This is a genomic window from Roseomonas aeriglobus, from assembly GCA_016937575.1.
Taxonomy (GTDB): Bacteria; Pseudomonadota; Alphaproteobacteria; order Sphingomonadales; family Sphingomonadaceae; genus Sphingomonas; species Sphingomonas aerigloba.
In genome coordinates this window covers 1,559,945-1,574,224 of record JAFHKN010000002.1, presented here as the reverse complement: position 1 = coordinate 1,574,224, position 14,280 = coordinate 1,559,945, and the positions used below count along the sequence as shown (strand labels likewise).

The 14,280-nt window shown below is 66.8% G+C and carries 15 protein-coding genes; 9 read left to right on the top strand and 6 right to left on the bottom strand.

Annotated elements, in window-relative coordinates:
- Positions 1-31 precede the first annotated feature (31 nt).
- Positions 32-670: a hypothetical protein gene (locus JW805_07915; protein ID MBN2971941.1), complete on the bottom strand. Its 639-nt coding sequence runs from the start codon at positions 668-670 to the stop codon at positions 32-34.
- Positions 670-1,920 carry a hypothetical protein gene (locus JW805_07910; protein MBN2971940.1) on the bottom strand — a complete coding sequence of 417 codons (1,251 nt, stop codon included), beginning with the start codon at positions 1,918-1,920 and terminating at the stop codon, positions 670-672. The genes JW805_07915 and JW805_07910 overlap by 1 nt, the downstream gene beginning before the upstream one ends.
- A 176-nt stretch (positions 1,921-2,096) precedes the next feature.
- Here JW805_07910 and JW805_07905 point away from each other — a divergent pair, with 176 nt between their 5' ends.
- The 5 genes from JW805_07905 to JW805_07885 all read left to right on the top strand — a co-directional run bounded on the left by JW805_07905 (position 2,097) and on the right by JW805_07885 (position 5,565).
- Positions 2,097-3,185, top strand: a complete 1,089-nt coding sequence (locus JW805_07905; protein ID MBN2971939.1) for a phosphoribosylformylglycinamidine cyclo-ligase — start codon at positions 2,097-2,099, stop codon at positions 3,183-3,185.
- Positions 3,186-3,314: 129 nt separating this feature from the next.
- On the top strand, positions 3,315-3,863 hold the full coding sequence (locus JW805_07900) for a phosphoribosylglycinamide formyltransferase (protein ID MBN2971938.1): 549 nt from the start codon (positions 3,315-3,317) through the stop codon (positions 3,861-3,863).
- Positions 3,860-4,237 (top strand): MmcQ/YjbR family DNA-binding protein, encoded by a 378-nt coding sequence (locus tag JW805_07895; protein MBN2971937.1) that lies wholly within the window; start codon positions 3,860-3,862, stop codon positions 4,235-4,237. Before JW805_07900 ends, JW805_07895 begins: the two co-directional genes overlap by 4 nt.
- Positions 4,234-4,848, top strand: a complete 615-nt coding sequence (locus tag JW805_07890; GenBank protein MBN2971936.1) for a hypothetical protein — start codon at positions 4,234-4,236, stop codon at positions 4,846-4,848. The genes JW805_07895 and JW805_07890 overlap by 4 nt, the downstream gene beginning before the upstream one ends.
- Positions 4,849-4,956: 108 nt before the next feature.
- Positions 4,957-5,565: a hypothetical protein gene (locus JW805_07885; protein MBN2971935.1), complete on the top strand. Its 609-nt coding sequence runs from the start codon at positions 4,957-4,959 to the stop codon at positions 5,563-5,565.
- 42 nt (positions 5,566-5,607) lie between these two features.
- Here the strand turns inward: JW805_07885 and ndk are convergent, their stop codons facing one another.
- The 3 genes from ndk to JW805_07870 form a co-directional block, all read right to left on the bottom strand.
- Entirely contained in the window at positions 5,608-6,030 is a 423-nt protein-coding gene (gene ndk / locus JW805_07880) for a nucleoside-diphosphate kinase (GenBank protein ID MBN2971934.1), read from the bottom strand.
- A gap of 78 nt (positions 6,031-6,108) precedes the next feature.
- Positions 6,109-6,549: a DNA polymerase III subunit chi gene (locus tag JW805_07875; protein MBN2971933.1), complete on the bottom strand. Its 441-nt coding sequence runs from the start codon at positions 6,547-6,549 to the stop codon at positions 6,109-6,111.
- A 9-nt stretch (positions 6,550-6,558) separates the two neighbouring features.
- Positions 6,559-8,037, bottom strand: coding sequence for a leucyl aminopeptidase (locus JW805_07870; protein ID MBN2971932.1), 1,479 nt, complete (start codon positions 8,035-8,037; stop codon positions 6,559-6,561).
- A gap of 152 nt (positions 8,038-8,189) precedes the next feature.
- Between JW805_07870 and JW805_07865 the strand changes: the two genes are divergently transcribed.
- The 4 genes from JW805_07865 to rsmA all read left to right on the top strand — a co-directional run bounded on the left by JW805_07865 (position 8,190) and on the right by rsmA (position 13,748).
- Positions 8,190-10,430, top strand: a complete 2,241-nt coding sequence (locus JW805_07865) for an LPS-assembly protein LptD (protein ID MBN2971931.1) — start codon at positions 8,190-8,192, stop codon at positions 10,428-10,430.
- A gap of 88 nt (positions 10,431-10,518) precedes the next feature.
- Positions 10,519-11,901 carry a peptidylprolyl isomerase gene (locus JW805_07860; protein MBN2971930.1) on the top strand — a complete coding sequence of 461 codons (1,383 nt, stop codon included), beginning with the start codon at positions 10,519-10,521 and terminating at the stop codon, positions 11,899-11,901.
- 25 nt (positions 11,902-11,926) lie between these two features.
- On the top strand, positions 11,927-12,913 hold the full coding sequence (pdxA, locus tag JW805_07855; GenBank protein ID MBN2971929.1) for a 4-hydroxythreonine-4-phosphate dehydrogenase PdxA: 987 nt from the start codon (positions 11,927-11,929) through the stop codon (positions 12,911-12,913).
- A gap of 13 nt (positions 12,914-12,926) precedes the next feature.
- Entirely contained in the window at positions 12,927-13,748 is an 822-nt protein-coding gene (rsmA, locus tag JW805_07850) for a 16S rRNA (adenine(1518)-N(6)/adenine(1519)-N(6))-dimethyltransferase RsmA (protein MBN2971928.1), read from the top strand.
- Here rsmA and JW805_07845 read toward each other — a convergent pair.
- Positions 13,745-14,266 carry a hypothetical protein gene (locus tag JW805_07845; GenBank protein MBN2971927.1) on the bottom strand — a complete coding sequence of 174 codons (522 nt, stop codon included), beginning with the start codon at positions 14,264-14,266 and terminating at the stop codon, positions 13,745-13,747. The two genes, rsmA and JW805_07845, sit on opposite strands and share 4 nt — an antisense overlap.
- Between the last annotated feature and the right edge of the window lie 14 nt (positions 14,267-14,280).

The window sequence follows — 14,280 nt, the reverse complement described above, 5'->3', positions numbered from 1 at the left end:
GAAACGGGGGCTTGCGATGTCTGGGGCGGAATCATCCGACCGCCCTTGCATCTTCATGTGACGGATCGATGATAAAGCCGCCGCCGCCCAGCGCCGCGCGCGCGAGCGGGATCGACAGGCGACGCACCCGGCGACGATCCGCCTCCTCCTCGATCCGCTCGACCGCGCGCAGGACGGCCAGGTGCGTCCGCTCCAACCGCCGGTCGAGCCAGGCGACGACATCGTCGCGCGCATCCAGGTCGCGCCGTTCGAACAGGTAGCGGAGGAGGTCACCGACCAGCGCATCGTCGGGATGATCGACCGCCAGGTGCGGCGATGCCGCGATCCGCGAGCGCAGGTCGGGCAGGCGGATCACCCAGTCGGGCGGGGCGTGGTCGGCGATCAGCAATTGCGGGCGATGATCGGCCTGGGCACGGTTCCAGGCATGGAACAGCTCTGATTCGCTCGATCGGTGGGCGTCGTCGATCACCGTTCCACCCGATTTGGCCAGGAAAGCGCGGGCCAGCAGGCTGCGTCCCGATTTGCGCGGGCCGACCAGCAACGCGGTCATCACCGGCCAGGTGCCCCAATGTTCGATCGCGTGGACGGCCTGGGCGTTGGACGGCCCGACCAGAAATTCCTCCGCCCGCGGATTGACCGGTTTCGGCAGCGGCAGGTCGAGTTGCTGCATCAGCCCCCCGGTGACGGGACGGCAAGCGGCGCGTTGGGCGCGGCGGCGCGGCGGATGCGCAACGTGCCGCCGCCTTCCTGAACGGTCCACCCCCGCGCCTCCAGCGCCGTGCGGAGCACCGCCACGTCGCCGGCGAAGGTGACGCGCATTACCGATACGCCGCCCAGCGCCAGGCTGGCGGTGGACGCCGACGATACTCCGGGAATGCCGCGGACGGCCGCCTCGGCGCTCGTCACCGCACCCACGGTCGGCGTGTCGAACTGGACCTGAATCGTCTGCCCACCCGACGCCGCGATGATGTCGCCGATCGGATCGGTGCCGCTGGGGGTTGGCGTCGGGGTCGGCGTCGGCGTGGCTTCGGGCTTGGGCGGTGGCGCGAGCATAGCGTCGGGGTTCAGCGCCCCGCCGCGCGATGCCGACTGATAGGCCTCGTCGAGCCGCGCGACGCCTGCGTCGAGCAGCGCGTTCAGCCCGTTCGCGTCGGGCGCCCGCAACGTGAAGCGGGCGAGCGGTACCCTGTCCGGCCCGTGAAAGGCCGTGAACACGCCGATGATCGGCCCGCCGGGATATTGCCGGTAGAGGCGCGCTTCCGGCATCACCACGTCGCTCGCGCCATATTGGTCGAGCACGGTACGCCACCAGCCACGTCCGCGTCGCCCCGTCTGGCCGACGTTGAGCAGCAGCGGGTCTGACCCGGTGCCGACGGGGCGGACGTAATCGATCACGCTGTTGCCGGTGCGATAGCGCGCCCAGGCCTGTTGCCACGGCGTCGTGCGTTCGAACACCTGTCCCGATCCGCCCGACCACATCACGGGAATGACCAGCATCGGCGGCGATCGGGTGAAGGTCGTCGCGACGCCCAGGATCTGCCCGGCGCGGGCCCGGTCGAACAGGACGCCCAGTCGCGCGATGTACCGCCCGGGACCGATCTGTTCGTTTTCGACGACGATGCCGGTGACGATCGAATCGAGCGCCCCATCGGCCAGACTGCCATTGGCGCCCGTCAGGCGCCGGCTCAGCAGGTTCCACGCTTTGCGCTGGGCGATCCGCCATCCGGCAAGGCGGGCGGCCTCCGCGGTCTTGCCGGTCGTGTCGACGGTCACCCCGCCGACCTCGAAATCGCCCGAGCTGTCGATCGGCGCAGCGCCGCGATCCTCGCCTTCGATCTGCGCGGAAACATAGCCGGCACCGGCCAGCAAGGCTGCTGCCAGTCCGAACTCCAGCGCGCGGGGGATACGGCGAATGACCATCTGAGCGCCCTTTTGGCGAAGCGGGCGTGGAAATCCAAGCGCGTTGTGGCTAGAGGGCGCGCGATCCACTCCCCCGTTCGGGCTGAGCGTGTCGAAGCCCTGCCCTTTCTTCCGCGCAGAAGAAGGGCAGCACTCCGACAGCCCAGGGCGACCGGAATCTTGTCGAGGCCTGTGCGATGACCGAAAGCTACACCTACGAACAGGCGGGCGTCTCGATTGCCGCCGGCAACGCGCTGGTCCGCGCCATCGCCCCGCTCGCCAAGTCGACGCGCCGCCCCGGGGCCGATGCTGCGCTTGGCGGGTTCGGCGGGGTGTTCGACCCCAAGGCGGCCGGGTTCAAGGATCCCCTGCTCGTCGCCGCCAACGACGGCGTCGGCACCAAGCTGAAGCTCGCGATCGAGCATGACGCGCACGACGGTGTCGGCATCGACCTGGTCGCGATGTGCGCCAACGACCTGATCGTCCAGGGCGCCGAGCCGCTGTTCTTCCTCGATTATTACGCCAGCGGGAAGCTCGACAATGCCGTGGCCGAACGCGTCATCGCCGGCATCGCGGAGGGCTGCCGCCAGGCTGGTTGCGCGCTGATCGGCGGCGAGACGGCGGAGATGCCGGGCATGTATGCGGACGGCGACTATGACCTCGCCGGTTTCTGCGTCGGCGCGGTCGAGCGCGAAGAGCTGCTGACCGGAGACCGCGTGGCCGATGGCGACGTGATCCTCGGCCTCGCGTCGTCGGGCGTCCATTCGAACGGCTTCAGCCTGGTCCGGCGGTTGGCCGCTGACAAGGGTTGGAAGCTCGATCGTCCCGCGACCTTCGATCATGAGGTTCGCATGATCGATGCGCTCATGGCGCCAACCCGCATCTACGTGAAGCCGCTCCTCCCGGAACTGCGTGCCGGCCGCATTCATGGCCTGGCGCACATCACCGGTGGCGGCCTGCTCGAAAACATCCCGCGCGTCCTGCCGGAGGGGCTGCACGCCCATGTCGACGCCGACGCCTGGCCGCAGCCGCGGCTGATGGCGTTCCTGCAGGCGCAGGGGGCGATCGAGCCCGAGGAAATGGCCCGCACCTTTAACTGTGGTATTGGCATGGCGGTGATCGTTGCCGCCGCGGATGCTGACACGGTCGCGGCCAACCTGACCGCGGCGGGTGAGACCGTCGTTCGCATCGGCGATGTCCGCGCGGGCCGGCGCGGCTGCACCGTGGCGGGGTCGACCGAAACGTGGAGCGCGCGGGGCGACTGGTCGGCGACCCACTCCGACTGACGCGCGACTGGTAATGTTGGAAAAATCCTGTCAGCCGTCATCGATGTTAATCACCCTGAGTCCCAACATGCGAAATTTCACTTCGGTTTTTTTGGGCCATAAGGGTAAACTTCGTGAACTTTGCCGCCGATGACCAGGCGCGTCGGTATCCTGATTTCGGGCCGCGGCTCGAACATGCAGTCGCTCGTTCGGGCCGCCGGCGAAGCCTATCGGGTCGTGCTCGTCGCCAGCGACAAGCCTGACGCTGCCGGCCTCGCCTGGGCCGCGGAACAGGGCATCGCGACCTTCGCCCATCCCGGCAAGCGCGCCGACCGCGAAGCCGCATTCGACGCTGCGCTGCGCGATGCCGGGGTCGAGGTGATCGCGCTGGCTGGCTACATGCGCCTGCTCTCGGACGATTTCGTCGCGCGCTGGGCGGGGCGCATCCTCAACATTCACCCGTCGCTGCTGCCGCTCTACAAAGGCCTCGACACGCACGCCCGCGCGATCGAAGCCGGAGATGCGGAGGCCGGCTGCTCGGTCCACGTCGTGACCGAGGAACTCGATGCAGGCCAAGTGCTCGGTCAGGCGCGCGTCCCGATCCTGCCCGACGACACCGCAGATACGCTCGCGGAACGAGTGCTCGCGGTCGAGCATTCGCTCTACCCAAGGATACTCGCGGAGTTCGTGCGACGATGAGCCCGGATCAGGACGGCGACCTCGAAAAACTGCGGGCCATTGCCCTCGCCCTGCCGGGTGCCGCCGAACGGACGTCGCATGGCTCGCCCGGCTTCCATATCGAGGGCGGCAAGTTCTTCGCCTATTTCTGGCACAATTATCATAGCGACGGCGAAACGGCGGTCCTGGTCAAGACCACAGGCGTGGACGAGATGGCGGCGCTGATCGAGGCCGATCCCGCGCTTTACTTCAAGCCCGCATACCTCGGGCCGTCGGGTTGGATCGCCATTCGCACCGATGCGTCTGGCAGCAATTGGGATCACATCGGCGACCGCGTTGCACAGAGCTGGGAAATGGTCGCGCCTCGCCGCTTCCTCGAAGCAGGCGGACGATGAGCGATGAAACGCCGGCCGAGAAGGCCGAGACCCGGGCGATCCGCCGCCGCTGGATCTCGATCGGCGAAGCTGTCGCCGTCGCCGGTGTCGTCATCGCGGGTCTGACCTTCTGGAGTGGCTACCAGGACCGCCAGGATGCCGCTGCGGAGAAGGCGGCGACCAAGGCGGAGCAATCGGCCCAGCGCCACCGCGTGCCGTTGACGACGGCCTCGGTCGATGCACGCGGGGTCACGTTTCGCGGTCCCGCAGATTGCCCGCTGGAAAGCGCCGACATCCGCTTTCCGACCGCCTTGGGCGTGGCCACGCAAACCACCGTCGCCACCCACCTGATCGAAGCGGACTGGCTGGCGAAGCCGATGCTGAAGCTGACCGACGGCGGCGCCGACCGGCGCGAGGGGCGTGTGCCCGTGCTGATCGCGGCGACCTGCACCGCGGAGGACGGCGAGCGCAGCGAAACCGCGATCTACGACCTGTTGTGGCGAACGGAGCCGGGCGGACTGATCGGCGGGCGGTCGTTCACCGTGCGCGGGCTGGTCCGCCGGCAATCGGGCGGTGATGGGCGTAAGCTTGACGCGCTTTGGGCATCGGAAGCACTGAAGGCAACGGGCTGAACTTCAACCAAAATGACCCAATCGGCGCCATTGCGATGGGCGATTTGCGGACTAGGCTGACGACACGCTGGCTCCAGGGGGGAGATGGCGCACAGGGGGATGCCAATCATGAAGACGCTCGTCGTCACGGCCGCGCTCGCGGCTGCACTTTCAACGCCGACACTTCTCTCGGCGCAGACTGCCGAGCCCATCCAGGCGGTGGCCGCCGCCAAGCCCACCGACCCCGCCAGCACACTTCCCGCCAATACCGAAATCGTGTTGTCGATGAATCAGGACCTGACGACGAAGGGTGCGAAGGTCGATGTCGGTACGAAGTTCGACCTGTCGGTCGCTTACGACGTGATGATGGGCGACTATGTCGTAATCCCGAAGGGCACGCCTGCGGTGGGCGAAGTCGTGTGGAAGACCGGCAAGGGTGCGTTCGGCAAATCGGGCAAGATGGAAGTCGAGATGCGCTCGATTAACCTGAATGGTCGCCGTATTCCGGTGACGGGTAAGTATCGTCAGGAAGGCGAAGGCAACACCGTCGCGACGGTCGCGTCGGTCGCGCTGATCTGGCCGGTCGCGCCGTTCGTGACGGGCAAGAGCGCGCGGATCCCACAGGGGCGGGAGCTCAAGGCCTATACGGTGGACGCACTGCCGGTGACCCTGCCCGCGGGCGCTTCGGTCACGCCGATCACTGCCGTCGCACGTCCGGCAAGCACGACGAGCAATTGATCTTGGATGCGGGCGGCCGGATCACCGGCCGCCCGCCAGACATCAGCCGATGATTTCTTCCGGCTTGAAGAAATAGGCGATTTCGATCGCGGCGTTCTCGTCCGAATCCGAACCGTGGACCGAGTTCGCTTCGATCGATTCGGCCAGTTCCTTGCGGATCGTACCGGGCTCGGCGTTTTCCGGGTTGGTCGCGCCCATGACGTCGCGATTGCGCTGCACGGCGTTCTCGCCTTCCAGCACCTGGACGACGACGGGGCCCGAGATCATGAAGCTGACCAGGTCGTTGAAGAACGGGCGCTCGCGGTGAACGCCGTAGAAGCCCTCGGCCTGTTCCTTGGTCATCTGGATGCGCTTCGACGCGACGACCCGCAGGCCAGCGTCTTCCAGCATCTTGGTGACGGCGCCGGTCAGGTTGCGGCGGGTAGCGTCGGGCTTGATGATCGAAAAGGTACGGTTCGCGGCCATGACGGTCACGGGCTCCTGTCTTGTGAGGTGCGGAAATTGCGGCGCCGCCCTAGGGCCGGGGCGGCGGTTTGGCAACCGTCAGGCCGCCTGCGTCCATTTGCCGGCATCGTCCTGCTTCCAGTACCGCCGCTCGACGCCCTCCCGATTACCGAGCGACTTCCAGGCCTGGCGCGCGGCGCCGACGCTGTCGCCGTCGAAGAAATGGAACGCTCGGTCGAAGCCGAGGACGTCGTCACGCCAGACGCCATCGACCAGCGCCACGTTACGCGCGCCATTCGCGGCAACGGGCTCGCTCGCGATCAGCACCGGCTGGTCGGCATCCCGCGCTCCTCCCGCCTGGGCATGGGGCAAGAAGCTGTCGGGCGTGTAGGTCCATAGCAACCGGTCGAGCGCCATGCGCTGGCGCTCGTCGCCAGCCACGATCACCAGCCGCCCGTCGCCGCCGACCACCCGCTCGGCGATCCGCGGCAACACCCGTTCGAGCGGGCTGGCGACGAGGTGATAGAAGTCGACCTGCACAGGCCTGTGTCAGCGCTCGAACGCGTCGCGAATGAACCGATCGAGCAACCGCACCCCGTAGCCGGTCGCTCCCTTGCCGTAGTTGGTCCCGTCCTTGTCCGACCAGACCATGCCGGCAATGTCGAGGTGCGCCCACTTTACGCCCTCATCCACGAAGCGCTTCAGGAACTGCGCCGCCGTGATCGACCCGGCGCCGCGCGGGCCGACATTCTTCATGTCGGCGATCGGGCTGTCGATCAGCTTGTCATACGCGTCTGCCAGCGGGAAGCGCCACAGCTTGTCGCCCGAGGCGAGGCTGGCGGCGAGCAACTGGCCGGCCAGATCCTCGTCGTTCGAGAACAACCCGCCATATTCGTTGCCCAGACTGACGATCATCGCACCCGTCAGCGTGGCGAGATCGACAATCGTTGCCGGCTTGTGCGCCTGCTGGACCCAGGTGATCGCGTCGCACAACACCAGGCGCCCCTCGGCGTCGGTGTTGATCACCTCGATGGTCTGGCCCGACATTGACGTCACGACGTCGCCGGGGCGCTGTGCATTGCCGTCCGGCATGTTCTCGACCAGGCCCATCACGCCGACGACGTTCGCCCTGGCCTTGCGCTTGGCGAGCGCGAGCATGGCGCCAGCAACGGCCCCTGCCCCGCCCATGTCCCACTTCATGTCCTCCATCCCGCCCGCCGGCTTGATCGAGATGCCGCCGGTGTCGAAGGTCACGCCCTTGCCGACCAGCGCCACTGTCGACGCGCCTTCGCCGGCACCGTTCCACTTGAGAACGAGCAGCCGTGCTTCGCGGCGCGAGCCCTGGCTTACCCCGAGCAACGCGCCCATGCCGTGCGCCCGCATCGCGGCCTCATCGAGAACTTCGACCTCGAGCCCGAGGCCATCGACGGCCTGCGTCACCCGCTCCACGAAGCTTTCGGGGTAGAGGATGTTCGCCGGTTCCGCGACCAGCGTCCTCGTCAGGGCCATGCCCTGCGTCACTGCATCGACTGCGGCGAAGCTGTTATCCGTATCGCCCGGCGCACCGACGATCGTGAGGGTCTTAAGCGTCGGCTTCTGCTTTTCGGGCAGTTTGGTGCGATAGATATCATGCCGCCAGTCGCGCTGCGCGGCCGTCGCTGCGAAACCCGCTATCGCCTGCGCGGTCGGCGGGGTGTCGAGGCTGGACAGGTCGGCCGTCAAGGCGATCGTCCCGCCGACCTGATACCGCGCGACGAGGGCGCCGCCAGCCTTTTCCCAGTCTCGATCCGCACCCGCGCCGACACCGAGTAGTGCCACGCGCCGGATACGGCCGTCCGCCGGCACGACCATTTCGGCGATCGTTCCTGCTTCGCCTTCGAACTTCGTTGCCGACGCGCCGCCGTGGACCAGCGCCTGCGCGGCCGCATCGAGTCCGGTCAGTCGAGCGCGTGACAGCCCGTCCTTTTCGACCGGCAGCACGAGAACATCGGCGTCGGCGGGAACAGTGGCGGCAAAAATGACCTGCATTAAGGTGTCCGGGAAATTGTGATTGATGCCGTCCTATCTAGGCATGGCCGATCGGTTTCGCAAAGCACCGACACGGTGATTGCGGGCAAGCCCTTCCGGTGCGATAGGGCGCCGGGATGGGCCGAGGGCGCCCGTGTGGAGACTCGAGTTTCGTGAAGCGTCCTGCCCTGCTGTCGTCCGGCGCCCTGGCGCTTGCGCTGATTGCGCTTCCGGCCGCTGCCCAGGATCTGCAGGATCGATCGGTTGCGCCCCCGCCGCCGTCCGAGGTGTCACTTCCAGCGCGGGACGACCAGGTACAGTTCAGCGCCGACACGCTCGAGTATCAGTTCGAAGACGACATCGTCACCGCCAAGGGTGACGTCCGAATGTTCCGCCAAGCCGACCGCCTGCGGGCCGACACGGTGACGTGGAACCGCAAGACCGGACAGGTAATCGCGAACGGCAATATCGCTGTCACGAATCCGGGCGGCGATGTCGCGTACGGCGATCGGATCGAGCTCACCGACTCGCTGAAGGACGGCGTGATCGAGAATATGCTCGTCGTCCTGGAACAGGGGGGGCGCATCGCGGCCCGGCGCGGCAGCCGGGCGGACGGCGGTGTCATTACTGTCGAGGACGCCGCCTACACACCGTGCAACGTGACCAACAGTGCGGGCTGCCCGAAGGAGCCGTCGTGGAAGATCAGCGCGGTGCGCGTGGTCTACGATTCCGAGGCGGGGCGGATCCGGTACAAGGGGGCGCGGCTGTCGCTGTTCGGTCTGCCGACCATCCCCCTGCCGACTTTCTCGCATCCGATCGGCGGGCGTCCGGCCAGCGGCTTGCTGTTGCCGGACATTCGGATCGGCCGGGTCAACGGGCTCGAGATCGGCCTGCCCTATCTCTTCGAACTTGGCGATAATCGCGACCTTACCGTCACGCCGCGGATTTTCACCAATGCGGTGCCTATGCTGTCGGCGGAATATCGCGAACTCAACCCACTCGGCGCCTTTCGCGTCGCGGCCTGGGCGACCTCAAGCCGGCGGAGCGACGATCCGGCGATCGCCGGCCTGACCGGCACGACCGAATATGCCTTTCGCGGTTACCTCGACAGCGCCGGTCGCTTCCAGCTGAGCCCGACGTGGAGCGTCAGCGAATCGATCCGACTCGTCACCGACAAGACGTTCCTGCGGCGGTACGACATTTCGCGCGATGACCGTCTGCGATCGACGGTCCGGGTCGAACGCATCGACGCGGACAGCTATCTCTCGATCGCGGGCTGGTCGACCCAGACGATGCGGTTGACCGAGAACCAGAGCGTTCAGCCGATCGCTCTGCCGGAGATCGACTATCGCCGTCGCATCACTGGTCTCCTCGGCGGACAGGCGCTTCTTCAGCTCAACACACTGGCCCTGACTCGGCCCGAAGGGCAGGACACGCAACGCGCCTTTGCATCGCTGCGGTGGGATCTGCGCCGACTGACCCGTTGGGGTCAGGAAGTCACCTTCACCGCCTTCGCTCGCGGCGATGTGTATAACGCCAATGACGTGCTGGCGACGACGGTTGCCAGCTACCGCGGCGAGGAGGGTTTTTCGAGCCGGGCCATCGGCGCGCTCGCGGTCGATGTGAAATGGCCGTTCATCGGCAACTTTCTGGGCGGAACCCAGCGCGTGACCCCGCGCGCGCAGATCGTCGCGAGCCCCAAGATCGCAAACCTGTCGATACCGAACGAAGACGCGCGGGCGGTCGAGCTGGAGGATTCGAACCTTTTCGCGCTCAATCGCTTCCCCGGCTACGACCGGTTCGAGGATACCGCCCGCTTCACCTACGGCGTTGACTATGCGCTCGACCTGCCCGGCATCTCGGTCGAGGCGAATGTCGGCCAGAGTTATCGCCTGTCGAATCGCCTATCGATCCTGCCCGACGGTACCGGATTGTCGGATCGCTTTTCCGACATCATCGGTCGCACGACGATCCGCTACCGTGATTTCGTGTCGCTGATCCACCGCTACCGGGTCGACAAAGACGGGTTTGCCGTCCGTCGAAACGAGATCGATGCGACGATCGGGACCCGCTCGACCTATGTCCTGCTCGGCTATCTGCGGCTCGACCGGAATATCGATCCCACGCTCGAGGACTTGCAGGACCGCGAGGAAGCGCGGGTCGGCGGACGGGTGCAGTTCGCTCGCTTCTGGTCCGCCTTCGGATCGGCCACGATCGACCTGACAGATCGCGCAGAAGACCCGCTGTCTCAGTCGCAAGGGTTTGATCCGGTACGACACCGTGTCGGCGTCACATATGAGGACGATTGTCTCAGGCTTGGCGTGACGTGGCGGCGCGACTATCAGGATCGCGGCGACGCGCGTCGGGGGAACAGCTATCTCCTGACCTTGTCACTCAAGAATTTGGGTCGCTGACGTCGCGTAAGCCACGGTTCAGCCGGAATTGGTGTATAGCGACATTTCCATTCGCGCTTTGGGCGCATGACGGGATAGCAGAAACGACGTGACGAAGGTTTCTCACCTGGTGCGGCTCAGCCGCCCGGCCGCACAGATCGCGGCGCTTTTGACGACGGCGGCAGCGGGTGCGCTGGCGGCCCAGACGGTGCCCGACAGCCAGGTACCTTCGACCGGGCTCGACCTGCCGCAGAACCTGCAGATTTTCGGCAAGGCCGACCCGAATGTTCGCAAGCCCACCGCCATCGTCAACGGATCGGTCCTGACCGGCACCGATGTCGATCAGCGCATGGCGATGACGATCGGCCTCAGCGAAATCCAGAACGGCCGGAAGGTCAATCTGCCGGCGGATCAGGTCGATCAGGTCAAGTTGCAGATGCTGCGCGAACTGGTCGACGATACGCTGAAGGTGCAGGAGGCCAAGGCCAACGACATCACCATTCCGCAGTCGCAGATCGATCAGAGCTACGCCCGCGTTGCGCGCAACTTCAACAAGACGCCGGAGGAGCTGACGAAGCTGCTTCGCGGCATGGGTTCGTCGGACCGCGCGCTCAAGCGCCAGCTGGAAGGGGATCTCGCCTGGAACCGCCTGCTGAGCAAGAAGGTCAGCCCGCAGGTCAACGTGAGCGAGGAAGAGGCCAAGGCGATGATCGCCCGCCTCGAAGCCGCCAAGGGCACCGAGGAATATCACCTCGCCGAAATCTTCCTGCGTGTCGACGCGTCGCGGCCAGCCGAGGAAGTCGTCGATGCCAGCCGCAAGATGATCGAACAGATGCGCGGTGGAGCTCCGTTCGAATATTTTGCACGCAATTTCTCCGATGCATCGACCAAGGCGGTTGGCGGCGACCTCGACTGGGTGCGCCTCGACGTCCTGCCGCGGGAGTTGCAGACCGCGGCCGCGGGGCTGCAGGTCGGGCAGATCGCCGGACCGATCGAAGTGCCGGGCGGCTATTCGATCCTGTATCTCGTCGACAAGCGGCAGGTGCTGACCGTCGATCCGCGCGATGCCAAGCTCGCTTTGCGCCAGCTGACGGTGAAGTTTCCTAACGGCATCAGCGAAGCTCAGGCCAGCCAGCGCGGCTCGGTCGTGGCGGCTGCCGTCAAGCGGATCAACGGCTGCGGCAGCGTCGCCAAGATCGCTGAGGAAATCGGAGCGGAGGTCGTCGACAATGATTCGATCAGCGCCCGTGAATTGCCGCCAGCGCTGCAGGACGTCATTCTGAATATGCAGATCGGCCAGTCGACGCCGATCTTCGGCGACCCGAAGGAAGGCGTGCGCGCCTTCGTGCTGTGCGGTCGCGATGATCCGAAGGCGGCTAACCTGCCGACTGTCGAGCAGGTCGTGGCGAAGCTGGAAGACACGCGCGTGAACCTGCGCGCCCAGCGCATGCTGCGCGACCTGCGTCGCGACGCGGTCGTCGAGTATCGCTAAGGTGACGGGGGTCGCCCGCCCCGACATGGCGCCGATTGCCGTGTCGATGGGCGACCCGGCCGGCATAGGGCCGGAGACGATCGCAAAGGCGTGGGACGCGCGGGGTGTGCACGCCCTACCTCCCTTCTTCGCGATCGGTGACGTGCGGGCGATCTCGGCCGTGTGGAAGGGGCCGATCGCCCGGATCGCTGCCCCTGCCGAAGCCGTCCCGGTGTTCGGCGACGCGTTGCCGGTTCTATCCGTATCGGACGCCGGTGCGATCGTGCCGGGGCAGCCTGACGTCGATGGGGCCCGCTGCGCCATCGAATCGCTGGAGCTTGCGGTTGGCGTGACCCGCTCGGGTGCGGCCTGCGCACTGGTGACGGGGCCGGTTTCGAAGGCAGAGCTTTACCGTATCGGCTTCACCCATCCCGGCCAGACCGAGTTCGTCGCCGAACGTTGCGGCATCGCGCGCGAAAATGCGGTGATGATGCTTGCCGGCCCGACGTTGCGGGTCGTGCCGATCACGACCCATGTCGCGCTGGCCGAGGTGCCACGGCTGGTGACCGTCGAACTTATCCTGGCGAAGGCCCGGGCAACCGCGCGGGGGCTTCACCGCAATTTCGGTATCGAGCGCCCGCGACTGGCCTTTGCCGGCCTCAATCCTCACGCGGGCGAGTCGGGCGCGATCGGGCGAGAGGAGATCGACGTCCTGGAGCCGGCGATCGCGCAGCTGATCGAGGAAGGGATCGACGCGGTCGGCCCCATGGCGGCGGACAGCATGTTTCACGCGCGCGCCCGAGCGCAATATGACGCTGCGATGTGCCTCTATCATGATCAGGCGCTGATCCCGCTGAAGGCATTGCACTTCGACGAGGGTGTCAACATGACGCTCGGCCTGCCGATCGTCCGGACTTCTCCCGATCACGGCACGGCGTTTGGCATCGCGGGCAAGGGGATGGCGGAAGCAGGCGCGACGATCGCGGCAATCCGCCTTGCCGGCGACGCTGCCGCGCGCCGCGCTGTCGCCTGAGGCGATCCGACGCATGACGCCGCCAACCCTACCCCCGTTGCGTGACGTCGTTGCGCGCCACGGCCTGGCCGCATCGAAGGCGCTCGGGCAGAATTTCCTGTTCGACGGGCAATTGCTGGCCCGTATCGCAGCGATCCCGGGTGACCTGACCGATGCCGAGGTCCTGGAGATCGGCCCCGGTCCCGGCGGCCTGACCCGCGCCTTACTGGCAGCAGGCGCGCGCGTGACCGCGATCGAACGGGATCGGCGCTGCATTCCCGCGCTTGCCGAGCTGGAGGCGGCCTATCCGGGCAAGCTGACCGTCGTCGAAGGCGACGCGATGACGATCGACCATCGCAGCCTGTTCACCGGCCGACCGCATATCGTCGCGAACCTGCCCTACAATATCGGCACGCCCCTGCTTGTCGGCTGGCTCTCGGCGGAATGGGCACCGTGGTGGGCAAGCCTGACGCTGATGTTCCAGAAGGAGGTCGCCGAGCGCGTGGTCGCCCCGGTCGGTAGCGACCATTACGGCCGGCTGGCAGTGCTCAGCCAATGGCGCTCGACCGCGCGGATCGCGATGCCGGTTCATCGCTCCGCCTTTACTCCGCCGCCGAAGGTCATGTCGGCGGTCGTTCACATCGTTCCGACCGAGGCGCCGGAGGGCGTGCGGATCGCGACGCTGGAGCGCCTGACAGCGGCGGCGTTCGGTCAACGGCGCAAGATGCTGCGGCAGAGCCTGAAAGCGGTGCCGGGTGCCCTCGACGCGCTGGAAGTGGTCGGGATCGACCCGGCGCGGCGGGCGGAAACGGTCAGCGTGGCCGAGTTCGTCGCGGTCGCCCGCCTGCTCGGTTAATTCTGAGCCTCGGGCACCTTCGTCGCGTCCTGCTTCGCCACCTGCGCGGTGGCCGAGACCACCGGCGGACCCTTCGCGATCACCGCCGAAAGCTGCGCGCCCTCGGCGCAGGGCTTGGCGGCGCACAGCTTCTGGATCTTGGCGAGATTTTCCTTCGCCTTCTCGACTGCACCCTTCTGGACCATCGCTTCGCCCTGCCCCTTGAGCGCTGCGACGTCGTTGGGTTCGAGCAGCAAAGCCTCGCGGTACAGGCGGATCGCCTTGCCCGGCAGATTCTGCGCGCGCGCGATTTCGGCAAGCAGCAGGAAGCCCGGGCGGTTGCGCGGATCGACGACCAGTGCGGTTTCGACCATGTCCGTCGCACCCGACAGATTGCCCGCGGCCTTCAGAGCGCGGCCCTTTTCGAGCAACGCGACCGAACGCGGATCGATCTGGTCGTCGCGGCGCTGGCCGTGGAGCGACGTCGAGAGCGAGACGAGCGTCAGGCCCACTGCCGCCGCGACCGAAAGATAACGCATCACAGTCTCCCACC

What these genes read in the sequence shown, in the direction of transcription:
- JW805_07845 (MBN2971927.1), bottom strand. Translation starts at nt 14,266, where the DNA reads ATGCGTTATCTTTCGGTCGCGGCGGCAGTGGGCCTGACGCTCGTCTCG.
- JW805_07910 (MBN2971940.1), bottom strand. Translation starts at nt 1,920, where the DNA reads ATGGTCATTCGCCGTATCCCCCGCGCGCTGGAGTTCGGACTGGCAGCA.
- rsmA (MBN2971928.1), top strand. Translation starts at nt 12,927, where the DNA reads ATGACGCCGCCAACCCTACCCCCGTTGCGTGACGTCGTTGCGCGCCAC.
- JW805_07870 (MBN2971932.1), bottom strand. Translation starts at nt 8,037, where the DNA reads ATGCAGGTCATTTTTGCCGCCACTGTTCCCGCCGACGCCGATGTTCTC.
- pdxA (MBN2971929.1), top strand. Translation starts at nt 11,927, where the DNA reads ATGGCGCCGATTGCCGTGTCGATGGGCGACCCGGCCGGCATAGGGCCG.
- JW805_07915 (MBN2971941.1), bottom strand. Translation starts at nt 670, where the DNA reads ATGCAGCAACTCGACCTGCCGCTGCCGAAACCGGTCAATCCGCGGGCG.
- JW805_07895 (MBN2971937.1), top strand. Translation starts at nt 3,860, where the DNA reads ATGAGCCCGGATCAGGACGGCGACCTCGAAAAACTGCGGGCCATTGCC.
- JW805_07905 (MBN2971939.1), top strand. Translation starts at nt 2,097, where the DNA reads ATGACCGAAAGCTACACCTACGAACAGGCGGGCGTCTCGATTGCCGCC.
- JW805_07890 (MBN2971936.1), top strand. Translation starts at nt 4,234, where the DNA reads ATGAGCGATGAAACGCCGGCCGAGAAGGCCGAGACCCGGGCGATCCGC.
- JW805_07885 (MBN2971935.1), top strand. Translation starts at nt 4,957, where the DNA reads ATGAAGACGCTCGTCGTCACGGCCGCGCTCGCGGCTGCACTTTCAACG.
- JW805_07900 (MBN2971938.1), top strand. Translation starts at nt 3,315, where the DNA reads ATGACCAGGCGCGTCGGTATCCTGATTTCGGGCCGCGGCTCGAACATG.
- ndk (MBN2971934.1), bottom strand. Translation starts at nt 6,030, where the DNA reads ATGGCCGCGAACCGTACCTTTTCGATCATCAAGCCCGACGCTACCCGC.